This is a genomic window from Bradyrhizobium sp. 31Argb (genome assembly GCF_043638955.1).
In the GTDB taxonomy this organism is placed as follows: domain Bacteria; phylum Pseudomonadota; class Alphaproteobacteria; order Rhizobiales; family Xanthobacteraceae; genus Bradyrhizobium.
The window spans coordinates 1-23,172 of the sequence record NZ_JBEGDB010000122.1 but is presented as its reverse complement, the minus strand read 5'-3'; the positions used below and the strand labels follow the sequence as shown (position 1 = coordinate 23,172).

Sequence of the window (23,172 nt, the reverse complement as noted above, 5' to 3'; positions counted from 1 at the left end):
ATAGAAAGGGATCAGGAGCGGTCAGTTTCCAACTAACAAACCGGTTCAAGCGGTCCCGCTCCGCGGGTCCATTTCAGGTCCGAAGCCGGACAACCGGCCCGCGGCGCCCGGGCCTGCAAAACCGAGTTTCATTTGATGAAATCACTGTCGAAAGCGCTCCAGAACAAACGTCCGGAGCCTTACGGTCGTCGTCCAACCGAGCGCCACAATTCCAAAGGCCGCCCAAGCGATGCCGACCTGCCGGCTGATTGGGCGCCGAACGAAGTTGCTTTTTTGCGAGAGGAAGAAAACATGGCCAGCCTGCGTTCGCCAGTCACGGAGTTTCGCTCAAGGCTTCGAAAGGGTGAGCATGTTCTCGGAACATTCATCAAGACGCCGACGAGTCACGCGATCGAGATTATCGGTGACGTCGGCTACGACTTCGTCATTGTCGATCAGGAACATGCCCCCTTCGACCGCGGCACGATTGATCTGGCTTGTCTTGCTGCCAGAGCGAGTGGAACGGCTGCGCTTGTGCGGATTTCGGAGCCAACAGCCGCCAGCATATTGTCTGTTCTAGACTGCGGTGCCACCGGCGTCCTCCTTCCCCATTGCGATTCATTGGCCAAGGCGAAGGCGATCGCTCAAGCCTGTCGCTATCGCGGGGGAAGCCGAGGCTTTTCGAACACGACCCGAGCGGGCCGATTTGGCGGTGCCTCCATGTCTGATCACATGGACGAACAGGATGCCCGGGTCGCCTGTATAGCGATGATCGAGGATGAAGCCGCACTGGACGAAATCGACGCCATCGCGTCGCAAAGTGGGCTCGATGCTTTCTTCATCGGAAGGGGTGATCTGACTGCGTCGATGGGCGCCACGGGAATGAAAAAGGCGGTCGCAAGGATTGCCGCGGCGGCCAATGCCGCGAGGATGCCGATGATGGTGCTAGTGTCAAGCCTGGAGGACGCTGCGGCGTTGCGAGACATCGGCGCGACCGCCTACGTTGTCTCGAACGACCAAAACTTTCTGAAGGCTGCCGCCAAGAGTGCATTGGACGCTTACAGCGATCCGAAGAAGTGGCAGCTTTAAATTCGGAAATCTTCCCGGGAATCGCGAAATCAAGTGCGATCCGGCCGCGCGGATCGTCAGCCGCGCGAGGCTGTCGAAAGCTGAAAGAGGAAAAAAGCCGAACTATTCCGATCGCGAGCAAGATTGCTCGCGGGCTCGGGCTAAGTCTTTCTGTGCTCGTTGGAGACGCTGAAGCATCCAGTGGCGCGATCCGCGTAGTGCCATCCAGCGCTCGATTGACGTTCGTGGACAAAGCAAACGGCTTTGAGCGCGAGTTTCTTTCACCGCCCTTCAGATATTCCAGGTATCGAAGTGCTGCGCCACGAGATCGCGCGTGAAAAGGCTGGTGTAGGTCGTACACCTCGACCTCGGTCCGAGACCCAACTGTGAAGTCTCAAGCAGAGGGCCGGACACAGAATCCCACACCGCGAACTGTATGAATGATTGGATAGGCTTGTTCGCTATCGATCTTTCTTCGCAGACGTCCGACGTAGACATCAATAAGATTCGTCGCAGGATCGAAATGCAGACCCCAGACGTGCTGCAGCAGCAGACTTCGAGTGATGACTTCACCGGTATGGCGAGCAAGATACTCCAAGAGTCTGAATTCCCGGGGCCTTAGCCCGATCTGTCGGCCGGCCCGGGACGCGGTTCGAGCCACGAGGTCCATCTCCAGATCGCCGACCCGCAGCACGGTTTCCTGGCGAACTGAGGTGCCACGCCGAGACAGCGCATCAACACGAGCAAGCATTTCTGCGCAGGCGAACGGCTTCACGAGGTAGTCGTCGGCGCCTGCACGCAGACCGTCCACGCGATCAGAAACTTCACCGAGCACACTGATGATCAATGCGGGAGTCCCGATTCCGTCTTGCCTGAGGCGCCGGATGACTTCGATCCCATCAATGTCCGGCAAAATGCGATCGACGGTCATGACGAGATATTCGGCGGCGCGGCCAAGGCGCAGCCCTTTCTCGCCATCAGTCGCGATTGAGACGTCATAGCCAGCGGCACCCAGGCAGCTACCAAGCTCCCTGGCAGTCCACCAATCATCCTCGATGACGAGAACACGACGCGTGCAGTTCGGCATGACATCACCTCCACCGCGGGTTCCGGGCTTCGGGATCGTGTCGGTCGCATTGAGACGTCAATGCACTAACACCGCCGCTGATGGACAATTCCGCAGGCACTTGGAGACGACCGATCATTTAGGACATTGGCGGGATCGAGTGGGTACGAAGCCTGACCATTCGCGGTAGCCGCGGTCCGGTTCACGCGTTCAGCCTTACAATTGGATCGAGTGTGCCGTCGCAGCTTTGGTTGAAAGGGCGAGCTGTTAGTGCTAGACGCTTGGCTAGGCGCTCAGTCGATCAATGGTGGCGCGGTGCACTCGGTGTATTGCCGCTGCGATAGTATAATAATACCAATAGGGCGCATATCGATTTTTCAGTCGCAGACTGTTTAAAGCTGCATCAGAGATCCGCGAGATCGGTGACATGACGTGCCCGTTCGCATGGTTGCGTCGGCAGCATGGGGCGAATGGATGCGAGATCGAGCTCTGCGTCCGCCAGCCCCTGCGCTGCCGCACGCCCTAGCCATAGACGTGCCGCTTCCGGATCGCGTTCGCCCGCCAGCCCGCGCGCTAAATATCGACCCAGCATTTTCTGAGCTTCCGCATGCCCCCGCTCAGCGGCCGCTCGGAACCAGTGCTGCGCGACCGTGCGGTCGGTCGGCACGTCATAGCCACCGCCACTCAGCAAGCCTAGGGCGAACATGGCGCCGACATGACCCTTGCCGGCAGCCTTCTCGAACAACGCCGTTGCCGCGAGAGGATCGCGCGGGCCACCCCGGCCGTTCACCATCATCTCCGCCAGCGCCGCTTCGGCGTCCGCGATGCCGACCGCGGCGGCGCGCGAAATCCACGCGCGGCCTGCTTCGGCGTTTGCCTCGACACCACGTCCATCGACAAGCATGCGGCCATACCAGTACTGCGCGCTCGCAACTTCGTCAGCCGCTCGGCGCAGATACTGGGTCGCCTGCCGCTCGTCCCGCTCAACGCCAACGCCCGCCGCCAGACAGAGCCCGTAGTTGAGTGCCGCCACCAGATCGCCGGCCGCAGCTGCCTGCTCGAGCCAATGGCGCGCCTTAGCCAGGTCTTCGGGGTCGCCATCACCGACACCTCGCAGGAGAAGGTTGGCGAGATCCACCCGGGCCTGCAGATCGCCGGCGTCAGCGGAGATCCGGAGCCAGTTCGCCGCCTCTCTCGGATCGCGCGCCACCCCGGCGCCGGTCAGATAAAGCAAGCCAAGCGCCCGCGCCGCCGTGTGGTGGCCGGCCTCTGCCGCACGGCGGAACCAGATCGCCGCCTCTGCGTAGTTGGGCGGCAACGATCCGCCCCTGACATATAAGTCGCCGACAAGCGCCGCCGCGTCCGGATCACCGGCCAACCCCGCCCTGCGCAGCCACGACTCGCCTTCTGCCAGGTTTGGTTTGACTCCAAGCCCGCACATCAGTGCGCGTCCCCAGCTCGCCTGGCCGGAGCGATAGCCCTTGACGGCCGCCTGCCGGTAGAGCTCGGCCGCGACCGCGAGGTCGCGTTCCGCTCCAACCCCGCGTTCAGTCATCACACCAAGCAGATAAATCGCCGGTACCAACCCTGCCTGTGCCGCACGCCGGAGATTTTCGACCACCTTGCGCCGCCCTTCGTCATCGGTGACCGATCGCGCCAGCGACTGTGCGTATCCCAGCGCGCCCTGAGGACAACCGGCTTCGGCGGCGCGCTGAGACCACCGGCGCGCCTCCTCCAGGTTGCGCATCGATTCCGGGCCGGAGGTCAGGATGTAGGCAAGCACAGCCTGTCCGTCTGCGGAGCCGTGCTCGGCTGCCCGCCGCGCCCATTTCTCCGCCGCCACAAAATCGGGTTCTAGCGCCATCTCGCCTGAGAACAGGCCTGCCACGCTCGAGTTGCCTGCAACAGCCTGCCGGTTCCCTGAGGTGCCAGAGCCGTGGACGTGCAGCGCGGCGAGCAACCACTGGGCCTCAACATGGTCCTGAGCCGCGGCACGCGCGAGCCAACGCACGCTCTCTGTGAGGCTGACCGGGACGCCCGAACCTTCCAGATAGCAGCGGCCGACCCGGTATTCGGCCTCTGCGATGCCAGCGCCGGCGGCACGGGCGAACAGCATGAAGGCCTGCGTCACGCGGGACTGCTTGCTCAGGTGGATTGCGCGCCGCAGTGCTGCCGATGCCGACAGCAGGCTGATGATACGATCGAGAAAACTCAACCGCGTTGTACGTGCATTCTTGCGGCTCGTGGTCACTTTGCCGGTGCATCTCATGGCTCGCGCATTCCCTCCGACATCACTGGTAGAATTCGGCCAAGGAGGTAAGCCATGACAGTGCGCTTGCCGACCTTGATGTCGGCAGCAACCGGCATGCCGGGCATAATGTGAAAGCCAGCCGGCAAGTCGTGGAGCATCAACCGGTCGAGGGTGATGCGCGAACGGTAGAAGGGCTCGGTGTTGGCGGGGTTCACAGGAACCGAGCCAGAGTGGGCCTTCGTGCTGTCCTGCGCGGTGAAGCTGTCGGCGCTGACGGTGCGAACCGTTCCGTACGCCAAACCGTACTGTGTCGACGGAAGGGTGTCGAACTTGACCGCCACCGCGGCACCGACGTGGACGAAGCCGTTATCACGCCCTGCAATGTTCGCTTCGATCTCAAGAGGGGCATCAACGGGCACCAGCGTGATCAGTTGCTCGCCCGTTTGCAGCACGGAGCCCTCGGAAACCTTGGCAACCGTCAGCACCGTGGCATCTCGTTCGGCGTGCAGTTCGATCAATTGGCGCCGCAACCGCGCCTTGTTCAGCGATTCCCGGGCATCGCTCAGCTTTCGGGATCCTTCCGACAGCGCCTGGGCGATCTGGACGCGCCAATTCTGATCGTAGGCGTCACGCTCGGCAATCATGGCGGCGAGTTCGGCCTTGGCGCTCTCGCCCGTTTTGATCGCAGTGGACAGACTGCGCTCGATCTCGAGCCGGTTGTCGGTTGCGATCAAGGCGTTGAGCTGACTGCCGACTTGCAGTGCCTCCAATTTCTTGCGCATCGATTCCACTGTTTGCGCGACGGCCAACCGCTCGCGGAAGGCCGTTACATCCGTGGTCGACCGCGCCGCTGTCGATGCCAGGGCATCGATCTTCTGACGATACGACTCCAGCTTTGACCTCCGTTCCGACTCGCGCTGCGCATGGATCGCAGCCTGCAGCAACATCGGCGGATCAACTCCGGAATATTGGAAGGACCGGTCCTCCACCTCCGCCTGCATGCGCGCCGCCTCGGCCTGCAGGCTGTAGACCTGGGCTTGCAGCGCGCCGACATCGGCGCCGGCGAAGGTAGGATCAAGCCGAGCAAGCATGTCGCCCCGATGAACGCTTTGCCCTTCCGTCACATCGATCGAGCGGACAATCGACGTTTCCAGTGGTTGCACGACCATCATCGGCGCCTGGGAGACCACCTTTCCCTGTGCGGTCACAACCCTGTCGATCGGGATCAGCCACATCGCCGCGATGCATGCGGCGAACATGCTGCCAATCATCCAGATTGTGCCGCGCGCCGCGCCGGGGACTGGGGCGGCAATGATGGCTTTGGTCGGCGACTGGAATTCCAAGAGCACCGGAAGCGTCGAATCCTCCGATCGGCTCGTGGGACTAGCCGCGCCGGACCGGCGAGTGAGCAAGAGCGGCATGACGTAGCCCTTGGCTGTCGAGATGGCGGCTCTGTTGCATCCAGAGCTGGCGGTAGATGGCGCAGCGTTCGAGGAGCAAGCGGTGCGGCGCGATGTCAACCATCTTGCCCCTTTCCAGGACAAGGATCTGATCACAGTCAATCAACGACGACAGGCGATGCGAGATGATCACCATGGTCCGGCCGCGTGCGATGCGAAGCAGACTGGCGTTCAGCAGCGCCTCGCTCTCCGGGTCCAGCGCACTGGTCGCCTCGTCCAGCATCAGGATTCGTGGATCGTTGATCAGTGCGCGCGCAATTGCAATCCGCTGCCGCTGTCCGCCTGAAACGTTCGGCGAGCCTTCCTCGATCAGCGTCTCGTAGCCATTCGGCATGCGCTCGATGAATTCCTCGGCACCGGCGAGGCGCGCGGCGAGCACAGCGTCGTCCAACGTCAACCCGGGCCGTCCGGCGATGATATTGTCGCGTATCGAGCCGCGGAACAGAAAGTTCTCCTGCAGCACGACACCGAAGCTCTGGCGCAGGTGACGCAGATTGATCTCGCGCACGTCGTTGCCGTCGATCTTTAGGAAGCCGCTGTAGTCGCGGTTGATCCCTTGCAACAGCCGCGCCAATGTCGATTTGCCGGATCCGCTGCGCCCAACGATACCAAGCATCGTGCCGGCCGGCACCTCGAACGTGACACGGTCGAGCGCAGGAATCTTCGTGCCTTCATAGGTGAAGGTGACATCCTCGAATGAGATGGCGCCGGCAAATCGCGGCAGCAGCCCGCCAAATGCGGCCTCCGCCTCCGGCGGCCGATTCAGCACGGAGGCGACTTCGCCGATCGCGGCTGAAACCCCCTGGTAATCCTCAATCAGACGCGCCAGCCCGACGAGCGGCTGGGCGACGCGCATGCTGAGCATCATGAAGGCGAACAGCGCACCGACCGCATAGCCGGTATTGTCCGTCAGGGCCATGTAGGCGCCCACCAGCACGATACCGACCGACATGAAGCGTTCGATCGGCGCGACGATCGTCTGGGGCCAATTCGTCAGCTTGCCGAAGGCGAGGCGCCACGCCGCGGCATCTGCGACACGCGCGTCCCACAGCGCCCTGCGCTGCGGCTCCAGGGCGAGCGATTTTATCGTCTTGATGCCGAAAACGGTCTCGCCTAGTGCCGATGCCTTCTCGGTCTCGGCGCGAACCACCCTGCCGAACACGTGTCGCAGCGGCCGCAAGAAAGAAAGAATAACCAGCATGATCGACGCCGCGCAGGCCAGAACCATCGATGCCAGGAAGGTGTTGAGATAGAACAGGAATGGCAGCAGTACGATGAGCGTCGTCAAATCGAGGAACGTGCTCAGCAGCTTGCCGGTGAGGAATTCGCGGACCCTGTACACTTCCACAATCTTGTGCATCGTTTCGCCGGCGGGGTGCCGCTCGAAATAGTCAAGCGGCAGCCGCAGCACGCGGTTGAAGACATGCAGGTTCAGTTTTGCGTCAAGTCGCATGCCTATGACGAGAACGATCAGCCGGCGGGCGTAGCCGAGGAGGACCTCGAACACGGCGGCAATGGCGAGCAGCGCACTGAGCAGCGCGAGCGTCGAGTAGCTATTGTGGGTCAGCACCTTGTCCACCACGTTCATGACCAGCAATGGCGGAAAGATCGTCAGAAAGCTCAGCGTCAGCGACGCAAGCCCCACATCGCGCAGCGATCGCCTCTCCTGCAGCACAAGGCCGGCGAGCCAGCTCAGGCCAAACGGTCTGTCGGTCTCCGGCTGCCCGCGCCGCGCGCGCAGCAGGACCGCCTCGCCTGACCAGACCCGCTCCAGTCGCAGCTGGTCCACCGCAATGTCGCACTCGCTCGCGCCAGCGCGAGGATCCCTGAGGATGACCACATTGTGCTCGGCATTCACGCCGACCAACAATCCGGCGCCACCATCGGTGAACAACAGCACCACCGGCCCGGCGTCCTGCAACCGCATCAGTTGACGCCATCGCAGCCGCACCGCTCGTGCCCACATGCCGGCGTTCTGTAGCCAGGCGGAAAGCGCCGCAGCGGACGGCATTTGCTCACCATGGATGCAGGGAAACTCGCGCGGATCGAGCTCCATGCCATGGAATCTGGCCGCATTCATCGCGGCCGCCAGGCGTGGGTGGATCTCGTCGCCGCCGGCACTGCTATGGCGTGCCGCGCCATTCCTCACCGCACGACACCCATCGCCAGGACTGGCTGCGGATACCAGCCCCGCGCTATGGATGCCCAAGCCGAAAGTCTGCCCGCCCAAGAGCTCCACGAGCGGCCCCTTCCAATCCATCTTCAACCCAACGGGCGAGGCATTCGCTTCGGCGAGGCGGGCGTTGTCGCCGCTTCAAGCCTCGGCGGAAGCCTGCATCGTCCTCGTTTGAGTCACCCGTGCAGCGGGCAAAGCCAAACGCCATCGGTAAGCGCTGGCCCGGCCCTCAGCCGTGCGGATGCGAGCCCGGCATCGACATGGTGGATCGATCCGGTTCAGGGATCGCCGCCAAGCTGCCAAACAGGCCATGCGCCTCGTTCTCCACGCCGGCCGTAAAGTAGATCTTGTTGGGATCGCTGTTGGCACTGCCATTGCCGGGAACGAGGGCCCAGAGATCGCCAATGGTGATTGGCGTACCCTTGGCATCAAGCAACTTGCCCTCAAAATGATCGTCCTTCAAATCGAAGGCATTAATCGTGCCGTCACCGAAATTCCCGACAAGAAGATCGTTGGCGAACTCTCCAAAGCTGGAGGGCGCGATCGCAAGGCCCCACGGAGAATCGAGCGGCCCGCGCGATGCCACCCTGTTGAGCAAGTGACCTTCCAGGTCGAACTCGTCCACAAAGCCGTGGCCGGCACCAGCAACGTCATCATGCTTGTCCGCATCCTGCAATGCGAACGTAACGAACAAGTGGCCATCAAGAACCTGGACGTTGAAGGGCGCATAGCCCTTCGGCAGATGCCGATCGGTGAAGCTGTTCACCTGCTTGAAGTTCTGGTCGAAGACATCGACCGTTCCGTTGTGGAAGTTGGCGGCGAAAAGGAAGGTGCCGTCGTCGTCGCTGCCGATCGCAAGGCCCTTATAGACGGCACCGTCGCCCGATTTATCGACCGCGATGACCGAGCTTGTGGGGTCCACTTTGGGATTCCAACCGGATATGGTGCCGCTCTCAGTTGCGAAGATGAACAGCGAGGACGCCGTCGTTCCGTCGCTGCTGATGTCGAAACCGCCTCCGCCGTTGAACACCTGCCCGGTGGGATCGGAATGGTCCTGGCCCGGGAGCGCGGCGACCGTTACAAGCTTAGGCCCGGCCGGCATTCCGGCACCATCATAGATTGTCGCCACGCCCGTGCCGTTGTCCGAGACCCAAAAAGGACTGGTCGAGCTGTGGGCAACGCCCCACGGATTGATGAGGTTTGGATCGATCGTCGGCGCGGCGCCAGGGGTATCCGAGACCAGATTGGTCTGCGTGAAGGCGACCTCCTCCTGGTTTTCATGATGGTGATGGTGGTTATGATGGTCGTGATCCAGGCTCATTGCGTCCATGGTTTCCTCCAGTTTCGTAACGCGCGTGTCTTCCGCCCCGGTCGACGGCACGTTGATCTGAAGCCATCCCCTTTCGGAGGTGACAGCGTTTCTGGAAAAGGGAAATTCTGAACGCCCGTGGGGCACGAGCGACAACCTATAGTATCTGTTCGGACTTCGCGCCGACTCAAATGACCTTTTTGTTAGTTTTTTCACGATCGGGTGACACCTGGCAGATGCGGATGTCGCCTCTCATGGTCGGTAGGCCGGCCGCGGGATAGGTGTGGGTCCCGGTTGGAAAGCTGACTGGCAGGAGACAGCCTTGTGCTTGCGACAACATGCATTGCTTCTGGTTGTCGATCATCTCCATGATTGCGCTTATTGGCTGCTGAAGCGCACGGGCGCTGTGATGGCCCGATTAGCGCCGGCCGGTGGCGCCGGCACCGGCGACGCGCGGCGAACCAAGGCGAGCACCTCCTGATCGAGTTCGGCAAAGCCGGACGAGCGGGCGAGACTCGCGGACAGCACGTTGCCCCTGTCGTCAATGGTGAAGCGTACATAAGCGACACCACGCTCACCACGCGATTGCGTACTCGGTGGATAGCGCTTGCGTCGTTCGAGATGCGCCATCAGCAGCGATTGCCAATTGGCCGGTGACACAGAGGAAACGCCGGATGCCGTTTGTGCGGCAGCGGAGCGGTCTGATCTGTGAACTTGCGCCTGTGCTTGAACCGAGGCGTGCGATTGGGTCGACGCCTGTTGCTTGCGAGGCCTTGGCTGCTCCTTCGGCTTTCCTGTTTTGGTTGAGCCGCCGGAAGTGGGACCTCGACCTTTTCCAGGGATAAGGGTTTCTCTTCGACCGGCTCAGGTTCGGGTTCGGTGACCGGGTCAGGAGGTTTCTCCTCGGGCGTCTCCTCTTGCTTCTGCTCAAGCTGAGCGACACTCTCCTCAGTAGACCTCGGGTCTGGGGTGATCTCGTTCATCTCCGTCATTGTCGCCTGCGGCGTGTCGGCCAATTCGATCATGATGGCGGCAGGCGGCGAACTATCAGCGGCGACGACCGACGTCGGCCGGAGCAGCCAGGCGGCGATCCCGGCATGGAGGCCGAGTGTGAACAGGAAGGCGCAGGTCCAGAGCAAGGTCTCTGCAACCTTGACGTCGCGCGTGACGAATCCGCTTGTATAGCTCACGGCGCACCTGCCACCGACGGTGTCGGCTGATTATTCCCGGAGCGTTATCGTATTGGGCTGATGTGGGTCTCGTTTCGAGGCCGACCAGCGCAATTTTGAGATAGCCGGCCTCCCGCAGGAGGTTCATCACCTCCATCAGATGTTGGTAGTCGACGGTCCTGTCCGCCCGCATGAAGATTCGTGCATCCTTGTCGCCTTGCGTGATGGCGTCGATCGCTGCCTGCAGCCCCTCCCGTGTCACTGGATCGTTGCCGAGATTGAGCGTGCGGTCGTCCTTCAGCGACAGATAGACGGGCTTGTCAGGACGCGGGGCCGGTTTGGCGGTTGACGCCGGCAAATCATCATGGACATCGACGGTCGCGAGCGGCGCCGCCACCATGAAGATAATGAGGAGCACCAGCGTCACGTCGATGAATGGCGTGACATTGATGTCGTGGTTGTCCTCGAGTTCATCACCGAAGCGCTCACGAATGCCGCCGGCCATGACGCCTACTCCGCTGCCAGCGCAGACGCCGCCGGCTTTGCATTGGCGGGAACCTTGCGGAAGTCGAGATCGCGGCTGATCAAGCGCTCGACGCCGGCCGCGGCGTCGGCGAGCAATTGCCGATAGCCGGTCATGGCACGAGCGAACACATTATAGATGACAACAGCCGGGATCGCCGCGACAAGGCCGAACGCGGTGGCGAGTAGCGCTTCGGCGATGCCGGGGGCAACCACCGCAAGATTGGTGGTCTGCGTATGCGAGATGCCGATGAAGGAGTTCATGATGCCCCAGACGGTCCCGAACAGACCAACGAACGGCGCGGTCGCACCGATGGTGGCGAGCAGCCCCGTGCCCCTTGTCAGCCGCCCGCCGGCCTGGGCTTCGATGCGGGCAAGCCGGGAAACGACGCGCTCCTTGACACCGCCGTCACCAGCATAATCCAGGACCGCCGCCGATTGGGCCATCTCCTCGCCGGCAGACCGAACCATGAACGCGGCAGGTCCGCCGCGGTTGGCTAGTGCATGATCTGCGGCAGCGAGGTTTTGAGATGCCATGATGACGTCGAACGCCCGCCTCGCCCGGGCGCGGGCGCAGGCGACCTCGATGGCCTTCGCGAGCAGCACCGTCCAGGTCACAAGCGAGGCAAAGGCAAGCCCGATCATCACGGTCTTCACCACCCAGTCCGCCGCCATGAACATGCCCCAAGGCGACAGGTCATGTGGCAGGTCGGCACGCCGATCGGAAGCAGCGGCGGCACTCATCTGAGCTCCGGCCGGTCTGTCAAGCGACCGCTCGTCAGATGTGGATGTCGCGCTTTCCTGGGGCGCGCCACCGGTCGCCGGCGGGGAGTTATTGCGCTCCGAGGCCGTGGGCGCGGATGTGACCGCATCCTGCGCCGATGCGATGGAGGCGCCGATCATTTGTGCGACGACAAGCGTTATAATTAAAGGCCAGGCTCTCAGCATGGCAATCCGCCTCGTGACTCGCCCTATTGTCATTCTTGGTCAGTTCCCTTCTCGCTCACGGAGCGCAGCTGCTGATCTTCCTGTGCTCGAGCCTTACCAAGATGGGCGGGTCAGGCCGACGCACGCATGATTGACACCTGCTTGTTGACAGCTTCGCTTGCAACATCGGAGCGCTCCATATTTCATCGCGGTCATCATGTGACGCGCGAGCCGATCATGTGCTGCAGCCTCGCCATTTTAAGCGCATTGCCACGCCCGCCGATCAGCAGACTCGATCTCACCAAGGACAACCTCTTGAGGCTCCACAGCTAGAGCGCGATGAGATCAGGTTTGAGCATATCCGGCGTTGCTGAAGTAGTTTGAGCACTCGGCGGGTGTGACGGTGTCGAGCATCGGACCAATGGCATCGTAGACGGCCTCGGTGGTCCGCTTTCCGGCTTTACGAAGCCAATGCTTGAGTTTCGCGAAGAACTGCTCAATCGGGTTAGTAATTTCGGACGGCGCCAACCACGCGCTCACGTAGATCGAATACGCTCGCCCCATCCATGCTGGCCTCCTTCCCGGCCAGCATGTTGAATCAGAACCGATGTGATTGGGAATCCTCAATCGATTCAATCTAATCCCATCCCGCTTCTAGGCGCAGTGGGTGTAGTTTCGCAAGCGGCCCATCAGTTCCAGCAATCTCCTGGTCAAGGACACTCGGCTGCGCGCGGTGCTCCGCTTCCTTCTGACGATGGTATTCGACGGCGATCCTTGCGACTCATCTCGATGGTCCCTCGCATGCCGGATTCCGATAAGAGCATTCAGAGAACAATCAACGGTCACACGCGTGCGACCGTTTGCGGTCAGAATCTCGCGCGAGACCCGTTTTGGTCTCGGCAACCATACTGGTAACTTGTTGAAGAAGAAGGTTTTTTGCTTGGTGGGCGCACCAGGGCTCGAACCTGGGACCCGCTGATTGAGGGACAGCTACGGGTTGAGAGGAATCAATCACTTGCCGGTCGCACCACCGGGCTTATCCGGCCGAAAATGGGCACTCGCCCAGTACGCCGCACCCGAATGTCTCTCGGCAATCGCGACGCCCGGCGTTAACACCGACGCTGCGCTAGTGGTGTTGCAGTCGCTCATCGGCCGAATGGAAGCGATGGCAGACGGGCCCTATCGCGTCGAACACGACCAGTCAAAAAATCTGCTCACTTACCATGAGCTGCTGCAGCGTTTTATCGATCACGACCAGGAAATCGAGTTTCGCCAAACCGAAACTACGTCGTTCAAATTCCCGCTCAAGCTCACCGAGGTCACACAGGTTGATTCTAAGACGAGTCCAGCGGTGCAACTGGCTGACGTCATGATTGGCGCCGCGATTGAAGTAGCAAACAATATAGCGGGCCTGTGGTCCGGTGGGCTTGATCCCGAAGCAGTGATGCCACGCTATGCCGACCAACAGTTCATCCATATGATCCCTTCCGTCGACTTCGAGGAACAGCGGCGTTTCAGACAAGGAACCCAGGCTGCCGAACTGATCGACTATTTTTCAGCAAACTTCTATGGCCCACGCGAACGCTGAAGCGACATGTGACAAACCTGCGCCGGCACACAGAAGAGGAACGCCTTCCCCTGCGTCCGAGCCCTTCTGTCTCGGCCGACCCCTTCTGCGGGGCCGGCCGCCCCGCAACGCCGCGCTTGTGACATCTATCTGACTCTCAGAAGGTTCGCCGCCTTTTCGCGGCTGAGACAATCCGTGCGAGCGGGCTCGAACCGCTACCGTCAGGAGTACAACATCGTAGAGGATCGTAGTTTTGCGTACAAAATCGTGGCCCGTGGTAGCGGGGGTCCGCTACATCGCCAAACCCACTATTTCGGAACCCGTGTTTTCTTTTCGCCGGGCAGCGTAACCAGCTTGGCGGCGCTTCCATAGTCCGCCAAAAGCCGCCTTTTGTGCGTGATCTAACTGTGCTTCGAACTCTACCGAGCAAGCCGCCAGCTTGGGACGCTGATTGATTTGCAGATTAAGACCGACGTCCGCCTCTCGTCCAGCAAACTAAGGATAATTCCGTCCGATCCTGCAACCACAAGGAATAGGTCATCCCCGGATGCTTGGCGCTATCCAGTTTGACATGCGGCGCGGCCTTCGAGGACCAGGCCGCGCAATGGCTCCTTGGCGTATCGAGCGTGGAAGCCGGCGGGTGCACGCATCCAGTTTCCGAGATCAATGCCGATGAAACAATCGGGTTCGACGAACTCGTGTGTATGTCGATCCCCCTCGAAGAGATGCCGGAGATAACCCACGCGTCGGACACCATATCGCGGGTAAAGCAGACCCGATGCGTCGATCACGAAGGCGGTCGAAGGCGCCCAGATTTGCTGGAGATTGTCCCAGGCATCGGTCTTGTAGTCATGGATGTGCCCCGAGGCGATGGTGACCTCACCGCGCGAGGACAGCATCTGGCGCAGGAGCTGGCGATGTTCGGGATAAAGCGCGCCTTGCGTCGGCTTGTCCTCAGCGGCACTCGCGAGATAAAGCGGCTTGTGCTGGAAGATCATGAGGCGACGTCCATCGGCCTGCTCGGCTGCGGCGCGGATAAGCTCGTTCTGCTCCGCTTCGGCCGGCAGGCCGCTGCCGAACAGCATCGAGTTCAGGCCCAAGAGGCGCAACGACGTCCCAACCTCCCGCATCCAGAAGTCTGCGCCGAAATGGCGGATATAGGCCTCGCGCCGCTCGGCCGTGATCACGCTCTCCCTGCCCCTGACGTCAGGCCGGCTGTTTCCGATGTCATGGTTGCCCGGTACGAAGAGGATATCCCGCTTGATCCTGCGGAATTGCTCCGAGGCGAACGCGAGCTCTTCCTCGAAATCGGCGCCATCGACCGTCATGTCACCCGAGCAGACGATCAAATCGCACGCCTCGGCGGCCAGGAGATCGACCAGCAGTTCCCAATTGTGATGGAAAAACGGACGGCGACGGCTGAGATGCGTATCGGAAATCTGGACGATCCGCGACGCGAACGGCGATGTCATGACAAGGGCCCTTGGTTCGCGCGTGCCGCAGCACGCGATCTGGCATAGGTGTCGCGGCGCGTTTCAACGAACCGCGGAAGCCGTATGTGTCTTCCGATCTTCGGTCCGGATCGCGTGTCGATCGGACGGCGACGCCTTCGGAGCCACGACCAGCCTTGTGACGTAAGGCACATCGAACGCGCCGGAACTGTCGCAGCGATCCAGTATCGCTGCAAGGCGGGAGAGATAAGCGGTCTCGCCGATCCCCCGGATCGCCCGCTGTGTGATGGTCGACGACAAACTGAAGCTGACGAATGCCTCGCGCGTCATCGGCATTCGCCAATAGAACGCGTGCTCCTGGACCTCGCTTGCCAGCGGATGCCCACGCAGTTCGCCGGCGGCATCTATTGCGGCATAGCGGCCGCCGCCGGCCGGGAAGGTGCCGCGCCGATAGCCCTGCACGGTCTGTTCATGCAATTCCTCATAGGCGGCCAGGAATGGGCTGTCCCACCATCGCCGCACATTTTGCACGATCGCGAGCAGGCCGCGCTCGCGCAGGCACCGGAACGCCTCCGCATAGAACAGCGGCCGGTCGAACCAGTGCGCCGCGGTCGCCGCCGTGACGAGCGCGAGACTGTCGTCCGGGAACGGCAGAGCTTCGGCGGCTCCAGCGACAAAGGACAGATTGGGCACCTCACGCGAGGCCGCTTCCGCTGCGCGTCGCATATCCGCGCCCGGCTCGACGCCGATCACGCGAGCATCGGGAAGCGATTGCGCCAGTTGCCGGCTGAAGATGCCGGTACCGGCGCCGACATCCGCCACGAGCTCGCCGGCCTGGACTGAAAGGATTGCAAGCACGGCGGCCGGATAGTCCGGCCGCGCTCGGTCGTAACAGTCCGCGATCCCGTCATACGGACTGTCGCTTTGCGAGGAGAGGCGATGCTCAGCCATGATGATCACTCCAGTAGCTTGCGAACATCGGCCACCAAAGAGGGCATGGTCTCGGCGGCGGATTTCTTGCCTGTGACGACGGCCTCGCTATGCCGCTTGATCACGTCGATGATCTTGACCGCATTCGGCCCCGGAAAGGCGTACCATCCCGTCAGGATCGGAATCTGGGCGATGCTGGCCTGAAAATTGGTGTTGGCCTTGTAGAAATCGCCCAGCAGCTCGGGCGTCTTGATCGCGACGCTGTTGCTCGGCAGATAGCCGGTATGACGGGCCATGATCGTCTGGCCGATCGGGCCGGTGGCAAACTTGATGTACTGCCACGCCGCGGCTTGCTTCTCCGGATCCTTGGACAACATGACCGCGAGATTGCCGCCAGCCGGCAGCCGTCCACCGGCCGCGCCAAGCGGAAAGCACAGGGTGCGCATCTCAAAGGACTTGGCGATCTGCCGCGTCGCGGCGCCGAGATTGGAGCTGGAGTCGGCGAAGATGCCGATCTTGCCGGCCATGAACGCGGGTCGCGCCTGACTGGTGGGAAGGTTCGGCATTCTCGCCTTCGCGAAAAGCTCCAGGGTTGCAAGGGCCGCGAGCCCGGGGGGCTGATCGAAGGCAATCGCTTTCTCGTCGAACGACATCATGCTTCCGCCGTTGGCGAACAGCAGGCTCTGGAACATCCAGTTGCCGGTGATGTCCCACTGGAAATAGAAGCCGATGATGTTGCGCGCGGGGTCGTCGATCTTCTTGCCGAGCGCGACGATATCTTCCCAGCGCGTCGGAAAGGCATCCATCTCGACGCCGGCCGCTCTCACCAGGTCGGCGTTCACGTAGAGGAGCGGCGTCGAGACCGCAAAGGGAATGCCGAAGGTCTTGCCGTTCACACTGCCAACCCGCAGCATGCCGGCGTCGTAGCCGAGTTTGTCGGCGCCGCCGTCACCTGCGATGAAAGGATCGAGCGGAACGGCGATGCCGCGGTCAACCAGGCCGCGCACAAGATTGAGACCCTGAAAGGTCACGTCCGGAAGATCGCCGATCATGGCGTTTCGGATGATGCTCTGCGAGGCATCCTCGTAGTTCGGCGCCGCGGCGAGAAACTCGACGGTAATACCCGGATTCTCCTTCTCGAAACGCTCCTTGATTTCCTGATGTGCCTGAGCCGTCGTCCGGTCGAAGGCATAGAGAACATGCAGGTTGGTGGCCTGTGCACTGGTGGTGGCGAGACCGATCAGCCCACAGACGAAAGAGATTGCCAAAGAGATCCGCATCGCGCGCTCCGCCAGATCGTTATTTCAGGGAAGCCGAGGTCAGCCCTTCGATGAACCAGCGCTGGGCGACGACGAAAGCAAGCACAAGCGGCAGGATCACGAGCACGGCGCCGGCCATCAGCGGGCCGTATTCGGTGCTGGCTTCGCCGCCGTGGAAGATCGCAACGCCCAGCGCCGGAGGCATCAGGTTTGGCGACTTCACCGCTATCAGGGGCCAGAACAGGTCGTTCCAATGGGAGACGACGGAAAAGATCGAGAAGGCAATGACGGCCGGCATCGCCATCGGCAGCATGATACGCTAGACGATCGCGAACTCGGAGAGGCCGTCCAGTCGCGCGGCATGGACCACGTCGTCGGGAATCGATCTGAAGAACTGCCGGAACAGGAAGATGCCAAAGGGCGAAACGACAAAGGGGAAGACCAGCGCAGCATAGCTGTTGAGGAGGCGGAGGCTGTAGCCGAGCATAAAAAGCGGCACCGCCAGCACCTGGTGGGGTATCAAGAGGCCAACCAGGACGAGGCCGAACAGCAGGTCGCGCCCCCTGAATTCCAGCTTGGCGAGCGCGTAGGCGCAAGGCGCGCAAATCAGGATCTGCAGCGCCAGAATCGCGGCGCAGACAAGAGCGCCGTTTGCCATGTAGCGCGGCAGCGCCGCCGCCGTGAGCGCCCTCCCGTAATTCTCGATCGCGTACCAGTGCTCGGGCAATAACGAAAAGGAGGTTCGAAAAATCTCTGCCGGCGGCTTCAATGACAGGCTTGTCATCCAGACAAAGGGAAGGAGCATAAGCCCGCCGCTTGCGAGCAGGAGGGCATGGCGCGCGATGGCCGCAGGCCACGGCAGACGATAACCGGCCCGGCTCATTGGTAGTGTACCCTCTTGTCGATCAGGCGGGCCTGAATCAAGGTGAGCGTTACCGCGATGACGAGGAAGACGACGGTGATGGCGGCGCCATAGCCGGCGCGCAGGAATTCGAAGCTCTCGCGATAAAGCGTGTGAAGCAGCACCTCGGAGGCGTGACCGGGGCCGCCCCGGGTCAGGATCTGCACCGTATCGAAGACTTCAAAGGCCCTGAGCGCCACGACAATGACCACGAACATGGCAACCGGCCCCAGCATCGGCAGCGTCACGGTCATCAACCGATCGAGCCATCGGTCGGCGCCATCGATGTCAGCCGCGTCGTAGAGATCCTGCGGAATGCTCTTGAGGCCAGCGAGGAACAGCACCATGGCGAAGCCGAGATTCTGCCAGATGCCGATGACGGCGAGCACCGGCAGCACCGTCGCCTCATCACGCAGCCAGTTGGCGGTGGGGAGGCCGACCGCTGCGAATGTGCTGTTGACGAGGCCAATGGTGGGATGGAGCAGCGCTTCCCAGACGATCGCCATGGCCGCAAGCGTTGCCATGAATGGCAGGAAGTGGATGGCGCGATAGAAGTCACGCAGGGTGCTGCCGCTTTCGATCAAGAGCGCGATAGCAAGGCCCCCCAGCACGGTGCCCGGCATCACGATCGACACGTAGACGAGCGTGTTGCGCAGCGAGGCGACGAAAGCCTCATCAGCGAATATCCCCTCGAAATTGGTCAAGCCGACAAAATGCAAGCTCGTCGTCCCGAACTGCCAATCGGTCAGGGCGATGGCAACGATGGCGGCCACCGGCAAAATGAAAAGAATGAGCAGCAGCACTGTCGCGGGACCGGTGAGCGCGACGGCTGCAAGCGCCTCCCCTGGTCTGCGCGCCGGCAGTACCTTGGCCGGCGGATCGGTGTCCGATCGGCCTGATGAGGCGTCATACCGCGCGCCGATCACCATCCTCATCGCGCATGCCCGCGTCTGGCCGCAACGTTCGTGTCGACGACGGCGGCGGGAGGTCGGCGGTCGGCGTAGGTTCGGATTCGCTGTCCTTCGGGCGCAAACAGCAGCACCCGCTCGGCGCGCACCGCCAGATGAATTTGTTCGCCGGCAGCGACATGAGGCGCCCGCTCCGCATCCAGCCGCGCGATCACCGGTTCAGCTTGTCCCTCTGCGTCGAGATGGAGATAGAGGTCCGAACCCAGGTGTTCGACGAGCCGCACCCGTCCGGCGAGCAATTCTCCCCGTCCGCCCGAAGCGACCGGGGTGAAAGCTTCCGGCCGGATGCCGAGCACGACGGAACTGCCCGGCTGCCGGCCGGTTTCGATCGCCAGCATGTGGCCACCAACGTGGATCCCTCCACCCTCGCCGACGCGCGCCTCGACCATGGTGATCTTCGGAGAGCCGATGAACTCGGCCACGCGCCGTTCCGCCGGATCGGCATAGATCTCAAGCGGCCGGCCAACCTGCCGCAGCTTTCCGTCGAGCATCACGGCGACCCGGTCCGAGAGCGTCATCGCCTCGGCCTGGTCGTGCGTAACATAGACAAATGTCACGCCGAGTCTGCGATGCAGTTGCTTGATTTCCGCGCGCATGGTGACGCGCAGCTTGGCGTCGAGATTGGAGAGCGGCTCGTCCATCAGGAATACCGACGGACGGCGCACCATCGCGCGTCCGACGGCGACGCGCTGACGCTGGCCGCCGGAGAGCTCACCGGGCTTCCGGCCAAGGACATGCTCAATCTCGAGCGCGCTCGCGGTTTGGCGCACGTCCTCTTCGATCTGCCGGACCTTGGCTTGCGTTCCCGCAAGAAGACGGCCAACGATAGGCAAGCGCTGCAAGGGGCTCAGGCGACGCATCTTCAACGGCAGCGCCATATTCGCTGCGACCGTCATGTGCGGGTAGAGCGCGTAGGACTGAAAGACCATGGCGACGCCGCGCTGCTTCGGGCGCAGCCCGTCGACCGCGAGCCCGCCGATGACGACGGTGCCGGAATCCTGCGCCTCGAGGCCTGCGATGATCCGCAGAAGCGTGGACTTTCCGCAACCGGACGGCCCGAGCAGAGTGAGAAATTCACCGTCCTCGATGTCGAGAGAAACGGCATCCAGAACAGGACTGCCGCCATAATCTTTCGATAGCCTGTCAAGGCTGATCGCTGCCATCCCTGTTCCATCCTGTCCGGCGCAAGCCCTCTCGACTTGCGGCCAAAATCTGTCTAGACAGATTTTGCTACAGTTGGATGACAATCTGACCTTCTTGCCCACAGGGTTCGGCAGGTGGCTTGTGGCTATGCGGGTCCTGTTAGGACAAGCATGGCCGGGAGCCCTGACCAACCCTGATTTCGAGTGGTAATCCGGATGCGGCCCAAACTATCTGCGGAGTCTCAAGAGCCCCGGTGGAAACAGCTGGAGCAAACGCTTCTGCAGGACATTCAGGGCGGACGATTTGACGGTGCCGGACGCTTGCCGTCCGAGCACGAATTGGCCGAGCGCTTCGGCGTCAACCGCCACACCGCGCGCCAGGCCATCGCGGGCCTCGTCCAGCGCGGCATCATCTTCAAGCGTAAGGGCGGCGGCTCCTATCTGGTCCCCGGCATGATCGACTACGAGATCGGAGAGCGCACGCGCTTCAGCACCAATGTCGCGCTCCAGGGTCGCGAGCCCAGCCGCACGCTTCTGGAGGTGAGCGAGCGCAAGGCTCACGCTCGGGCTTGCGCGGCACTGGAGATGGCCGAGGGCGAGATGTCAGTCTTCATTCAGGTCATCGGAGAAGCGGACGGCATACCGATCAGCATTGGCGACACCTATCTTCCCGCCCGCCGGTTTCAGGGCTTCGGTGCGGTCTATCGCCAGACCATGTCGATCACGAAGACGCTCGCCCAGTTCGGCATCCACGACTACACCCGCGAAACGACCCGCGTCATTGCACGCAACCCCTCCCAGGACGAGGTCCGACACCTGCGACAGTCCGCGATGACGCCGATCCTCGCGGTCGAGAGTGTCGACGTCGATCGCGACAAGCGTCCGATCGTCTACCACGAGACCCGATTTGCGGGAGAACGCGTCCAGTTTGTCGTGAAGCGCGGCGATTGATCGATCGTGTCATCTGGTTCCAAGCATCAGCGTGGCCTCTTGCCGATCAGATGCTTGACGTCGTACATCGGGCCGGCTCTGGGTCTACGCCCGCAATCAGCGGCCATGGGGTGGACCTGAGCCTCCGGCTGCAGTCCATCTGTTCGCCCCGGACCCCAAGGCTGAGCGTCCGGTCGCGCATCTTGCCGACTTCAGAGGCATCCTGCATGTCGACGCATTCGCCGGCTTCGAGCAGCTGGCCGACAAGGAGCGCATCACTCCCGCCGCCTCTTGGAGTCCCTCCCGCCGCAAGTTCTACGACGTAGCCGAGGCCACCGGATCACCTGTGGCAACAGACGCCTTGCGTCAGATCGACGAGCTCTACGCGATCGAGCGCGCATCCTCGGACAATCCCCCGCCTCTGGATTTTTGCTGGTCAGGAAGATCCCTCGAAATGCCAGTTCCATGATTTCTCCTCATACGGCCTCGTTTTCCGCAGACAATGACCGCCGTCGCTCGACAGTTTAAACGTGGAGCATAACCGCCAGCGGTTGTAACGCCCCCGCTCCTCATGTTCATGCGCCGTTGTTTCGTCGATTGACTTTGACGCGCTGCTATACTGTCCCTGAAATCAAAGGATTCCGCAAATGTCGGTGCAGTTCCCGCCAATCGAACCATACGTGAGTGGTTTGCTCGATGTGGGAGACGGGCATGAGGTCTATTGGGAGAGTTGCGGTAATTCCGAGGCCAAGCCCGCGCTGTTCCTGCACGGTGGCCCAGGCTCGGGCTGCTCGGCGGGGCAGCGTCGCTTCTTTGATCCGAGCCTCTATCGCGCCGTGCTGTTCGATCAGCGCGGGTCTGGGCGGAGCCGACCGCTGGCGAGCGATCACAACGCTGACCTAAGTGCCAATACCACAATGCACTTGGTTGCCGACATTGAGATGTTGCGCGTGATGCTCGGCGTGGACCGCTGGACCATTCTCGGTCTGTCCTGGGGCACCACGCTCGGCCTAGCCTATGCCCAGGCTCATCCCCATCGAGTGAATGCACTGGTTTTGGGATTCGTAACCACCACCTCGCGCCGTGAGGTGCAATGGATTACGGAGGATGTTGGGCGAATCTTCCCGCGGGAATGGGAGCGTTTCGCCGATGCAATTCCCCATCATCTGCGGCACCTGTCGCTGGTCGATGCCTATGCAACGATGCTCGCTGAAGGGGATCCGGCGCTCCGCGACCGTGCGGCAAGCGAATGGTGCGCGTGGGAGAATGCGCATGTTTCGCTGACGCCCGGTCATGCACCAGACGCGCGCTATCAGGATCCGGAGTTCCGCCTGCGGTTTGCCCGGCTTGTTACACATTACTGGCGCCACGCGGCCTTTCTCAAAGAGGACCAATTGATCCGCGATGCTCCTAAACTGAAGGGCATCCCCGGCGTTCTGATCCACGGGCGGTACGATGTCAGCGGCCCATTGATCACCGCCTGGCAGCTGTCGCGTCGATGGACGACTAGCCGGCTACACATTCTCGATGACGCTGGACACGGCGGCGGCAACCGTTTTATGGCCCTGGTAGTCGATGCCTTGAACGAGTTTGCTGCACTGTAGCCGTCACTCTCCTGACCGCCGCCTGTTCTGCTAACAAGCGATGCGCCGTTGCGCTCGAACGCACGCGACTGCCGTCGCGATTCACCTACGCTTATCCAGCAACAACGCAGGAGAACTCGGTTGTTAAGGCAGAACATCTCGTCCGGATATGCCTTTGAAGACACGTACGGATACTCGCGAGCCGTCCGAGTTGGAAACCAAGTATTTGTATCCGGTACAACGGCCCGCCCGCCGCAACTCGGCGGCGATGCGTATGGGCAGGCCAAGGCCGCACTGGCGATCATAGCCGACGCACTGGCCCAGACCGGCGCCGGAATGCACCACGTCGTTCGTACGGTGGTGTACGTTATCGACATGGCTGACACTCAACATATCGCCCGGGCCCATTCTGTCATTCGGCCTGCAATATTGACCCCCCGTATTGCCTCACCTGAGGATGTTACTTTCGCTTGACGGATGTAGCTCCGACTGTCGGCCGGTCCGAGGTTGCGTC

General features: G+C 61.9%; 18 protein-coding genes and 3 pseudogenes. 6 read left to right on the top strand and 15 right to left on the bottom strand.

Annotated elements, in window-relative coordinates; all coding sequences use genetic code 11:
- The first annotated feature begins 135 nt into the window (after nucleotides 1–135).
- Nucleotides 136–1,068 (top strand): HpcH/HpaI aldolase/citrate lyase family protein, encoded by a 933-nt coding sequence (locus AAFX91_RS22725; RefSeq protein WP_394567956.1) that lies wholly within the window; start codon nucleotides 136–138, stop codon nucleotides 1,066–1,068.
- 373 nt (nucleotides 1,069–1,441) lie between these two features.
- On the opposite strand, the gene AAFX91_RS22720 is transcribed toward AAFX91_RS22725, so the two are convergent.
- The 9 genes and pseudogenes from AAFX91_RS22720 to AAFX91_RS22680 form a co-directional block, all read right to left on the bottom strand.
- On the bottom strand, nucleotides 1,442–2,134 hold the full coding sequence (locus AAFX91_RS22720) for a response regulator transcription factor (protein WP_130581615.1): 693 nt from the start codon (nucleotides 2,132–2,134) through the stop codon (nucleotides 1,442–1,444).
- A 382-nt stretch (nucleotides 2,135–2,516) separates the two neighbouring features.
- Nucleotides 2,517–4,382 carry a tetratricopeptide repeat protein gene (locus AAFX91_RS22715; RefSeq protein WP_394567955.1) on the bottom strand — a complete coding sequence of 622 codons (1,866 nt, stop codon included), beginning with the start codon at nucleotides 4,380–4,382 and terminating at the stop codon, nucleotides 2,517–2,519.
- Nucleotides 4,379–5,713 carry an HlyD family type I secretion periplasmic adaptor subunit gene (locus tag AAFX91_RS22710; protein WP_245476599.1) on the bottom strand — a complete coding sequence of 445 codons (1,335 nt, stop codon included), beginning with the start codon at nucleotides 5,711–5,713 and terminating at the stop codon, nucleotides 4,379–4,381. The genes AAFX91_RS22715 and AAFX91_RS22710 overlap by 4 nt, the downstream gene beginning before the upstream one ends.
- Before the next feature lie 34 nt (nucleotides 5,714–5,747).
- A complete protein-coding gene (locus AAFX91_RS22705) occupies nucleotides 5,748–7,904 on the bottom strand; it encodes a peptidase domain-containing ABC transporter (RefSeq protein WP_245476600.1) in 2,157 nt (718 codons plus the stop codon).
- A 325-nt stretch (nucleotides 7,905–8,229) separates the two neighbouring features.
- Nucleotides 8,230–9,525, bottom strand: a complete 1,296-nt coding sequence (locus AAFX91_RS22700) for a TIGR03118 family protein (protein ID WP_394567954.1) — start codon at nucleotides 9,523–9,525, stop codon at nucleotides 8,230–8,232.
- Between the two features lie 162 nt (nucleotides 9,526–9,687).
- On the bottom strand, nucleotides 9,688–9,939 hold the full coding sequence (locus AAFX91_RS22695) for an energy transducer TonB (RefSeq protein ID WP_394567953.1): 252 nt from the start codon (nucleotides 9,937–9,939) through the stop codon (nucleotides 9,688–9,690).
- Nucleotides 9,940–10,551: 612 nt separating this feature from the next.
- Nucleotides 10,552–10,983, bottom strand: a pseudogene (gene exbD / locus AAFX91_RS22690) (TonB system transport protein ExbD); the annotation flags it as partial.
- Nucleotides 10,984–10,988: 5 nt separating this feature from the next.
- A complete protein-coding gene (gene exbB, locus AAFX91_RS22685; protein WP_130581620.1) occupies nucleotides 10,989–11,948 on the bottom strand; it encodes a tonB-system energizer ExbB in 960 nt (319 codons plus the stop codon).
- A 324-nt stretch (nucleotides 11,949–12,272) separates the two neighbouring features.
- On the bottom strand, nucleotides 12,273–12,491 hold the full coding sequence (locus tag AAFX91_RS22680; RefSeq protein ID WP_394567951.1) for a hypothetical protein: 219 nt from the start codon (nucleotides 12,489–12,491) through the stop codon (nucleotides 12,273–12,275).
- 451 nt (nucleotides 12,492–12,942) lie between these two features.
- On the opposite strand from AAFX91_RS22680, the gene AAFX91_RS22675 reads away from it, so the two are divergent.
- Complete coding sequence (locus AAFX91_RS22675; protein ID WP_245476601.1) at nucleotides 12,943–13,515, top strand: hypothetical protein; 573 nt, start codon at nucleotides 12,943–12,945, stop codon at nucleotides 13,513–13,515.
- 536 nt (nucleotides 13,516–14,051) lie between these two features.
- Here AAFX91_RS22675 and AAFX91_RS22670 read toward each other — a convergent pair.
- From AAFX91_RS22670 to AAFX91_RS22645, 6 genes and pseudogenes are all read right to left on the bottom strand, one after another.
- Nucleotides 14,052–14,966 (bottom strand): metallophosphoesterase family protein, encoded by a 915-nt coding sequence (locus tag AAFX91_RS22670; protein WP_394567950.1) that lies wholly within the window; start codon nucleotides 14,964–14,966, stop codon nucleotides 14,052–14,054.
- A 63-nt stretch (nucleotides 14,967–15,029) separates the two neighbouring features.
- Nucleotides 15,030–15,896 carry a class I SAM-dependent methyltransferase gene (locus tag AAFX91_RS22665; RefSeq protein ID WP_130581623.1) on the bottom strand — a complete coding sequence of 289 codons (867 nt, stop codon included), beginning with the start codon at nucleotides 15,894–15,896 and terminating at the stop codon, nucleotides 15,030–15,032.
- Between the two features lie 5 nt (nucleotides 15,897–15,901).
- Nucleotides 15,902–17,155 carry an ABC transporter substrate-binding protein gene (locus AAFX91_RS22660; protein WP_394567949.1) on the bottom strand — a complete coding sequence of 418 codons (1,254 nt, stop codon included), beginning with the start codon at nucleotides 17,153–17,155 and terminating at the stop codon, nucleotides 15,902–15,904.
- A 19-nt stretch (nucleotides 17,156–17,174) separates the two neighbouring features.
- A pseudogene (locus tag AAFX91_RS22655) lies at nucleotides 17,175–18,017 on the bottom strand (carbohydrate ABC transporter permease).
- Nucleotides 18,014–18,970 carry a carbohydrate ABC transporter permease gene (locus AAFX91_RS22650; protein ID WP_394567948.1) on the bottom strand — a complete coding sequence of 319 codons (957 nt, stop codon included), beginning with the start codon at nucleotides 18,968–18,970 and terminating at the stop codon, nucleotides 18,014–18,016. Before AAFX91_RS22650 ends, AAFX91_RS22655 begins: the two are co-directional and overlap by 4 nt.
- Nucleotides 18,967–20,166, bottom strand: a complete 1,200-nt coding sequence (locus AAFX91_RS22645) for an ABC transporter ATP-binding protein (protein ID WP_394567947.1) — start codon at nucleotides 20,164–20,166, stop codon at nucleotides 18,967–18,969. The genes AAFX91_RS22650 and AAFX91_RS22645 overlap by 4 nt, the downstream gene beginning before the upstream one ends.
- 195 nt (nucleotides 20,167–20,361) lie before the next feature.
- Here AAFX91_RS22645 and phnF point away from each other — a divergent pair, with 195 nt between their 5' ends.
- From phnF to AAFX91_RS22625, 4 genes and pseudogenes are all read left to right on the top strand, one after another.
- Nucleotides 20,362–21,096, top strand: coding sequence for a phosphonate metabolism transcriptional regulator PhnF (gene phnF / locus AAFX91_RS22640; RefSeq protein ID WP_394567946.1), 735 nt, complete (start codon nucleotides 20,362–20,364; stop codon nucleotides 21,094–21,096).
- A 124-nt stretch (nucleotides 21,097–21,220) separates the two neighbouring features.
- Nucleotides 21,221–21,544 (top strand): annotated as a pseudogene (locus AAFX91_RS22635) (transposase); the annotation flags it as partial.
- 178 nt (nucleotides 21,545–21,722) lie between these two features.
- Entirely contained in the window at nucleotides 21,723–22,679 is a 957-nt protein-coding gene (gene pip, locus AAFX91_RS22630; RefSeq protein WP_394567945.1) for a prolyl aminopeptidase, read from the top strand.
- A 48-nt stretch (nucleotides 22,680–22,727) separates the two neighbouring features.
- Nucleotides 22,728–23,132, top strand: a complete 405-nt coding sequence (locus AAFX91_RS22625) for a Rid family hydrolase (RefSeq protein ID WP_394567944.1) — start codon at nucleotides 22,728–22,730, stop codon at nucleotides 23,130–23,132.
- Nucleotides 23,133–23,172 lie beyond the last annotated feature (40 nt).

Excerpts from the sequence above, each read along its gene's own strand:
- AAFX91_RS22695 (WP_394567953.1), bottom strand. The coding sequence starts at position 9,939 with ATGGCGCATCTCGAACGACGCAAGCGCTATCCACCGAGTACGCAATCG.
- pip (WP_394567945.1), top strand. The coding sequence starts at position 21,723 with ATGTCGGTGCAGTTCCCGCCAATCGAACCATACGTGAGTGGTTTGCTC.
- AAFX91_RS22650 (WP_394567948.1), bottom strand. The coding sequence starts at position 18,970 with ATGAGGATGGTGATCGGCGCGCGGTATGACGCCTCATCAGGCCGATCG.
- AAFX91_RS22660 (WP_394567949.1), bottom strand. The coding sequence starts at position 17,155 with ATGCGGATCTCTTTGGCAATCTCTTTCGTCTGTGGGCTGATCGGTCTC.
- AAFX91_RS22670 (WP_394567950.1), bottom strand. The coding sequence starts at position 14,966 with ATGACATCGCCGTTCGCGTCGCGGATCGTCCAGATTTCCGATACGCAT.
- AAFX91_RS22680 (WP_394567951.1), bottom strand. The coding sequence starts at position 12,491 with ATGGGGCGAGCGTATTCGATCTACGTGAGCGCGTGGTTGGCGCCGTCC.
- AAFX91_RS22725 (WP_394567956.1), top strand. The coding sequence starts at position 136 with ATGAAATCACTGTCGAAAGCGCTCCAGAACAAACGTCCGGAGCCTTAC.
- AAFX91_RS22645 (WP_394567947.1), bottom strand. The coding sequence starts at position 20,166 with ATGGCAGCGATCAGCCTTGACAGGCTATCGAAAGATTATGGCGGCAGT.
- AAFX91_RS22720 (WP_130581615.1), bottom strand. The coding sequence starts at position 2,134 with ATGCCGAACTGCACGCGTCGTGTTCTCGTCATCGAGGATGATTGGTGG.
- exbB (WP_130581620.1), bottom strand. The coding sequence starts at position 11,948 with ATGCTGAGAGCCTGGCCTTTAATTATAACGCTTGTCGTCGCACAAATG.
- AAFX91_RS22705 (WP_245476600.1), bottom strand. The coding sequence starts at position 7,904 with ATGAATGCGGCCAGATTCCATGGCATGGAGCTCGATCCGCGCGAGTTT.
- phnF (WP_394567946.1), top strand. The coding sequence starts at position 20,362 with ATGCGGCCCAAACTATCTGCGGAGTCTCAAGAGCCCCGGTGGAAACAG.
- AAFX91_RS22665 (WP_130581623.1), bottom strand. The coding sequence starts at position 15,896 with ATGGCTGAGCATCGCCTCTCCTCGCAAAGCGACAGTCCGTATGACGGG.
- AAFX91_RS22715 (WP_394567955.1), bottom strand. The coding sequence starts at position 4,382 with ATGAGATGCACCGGCAAAGTGACCACGAGCCGCAAGAATGCACGTACA.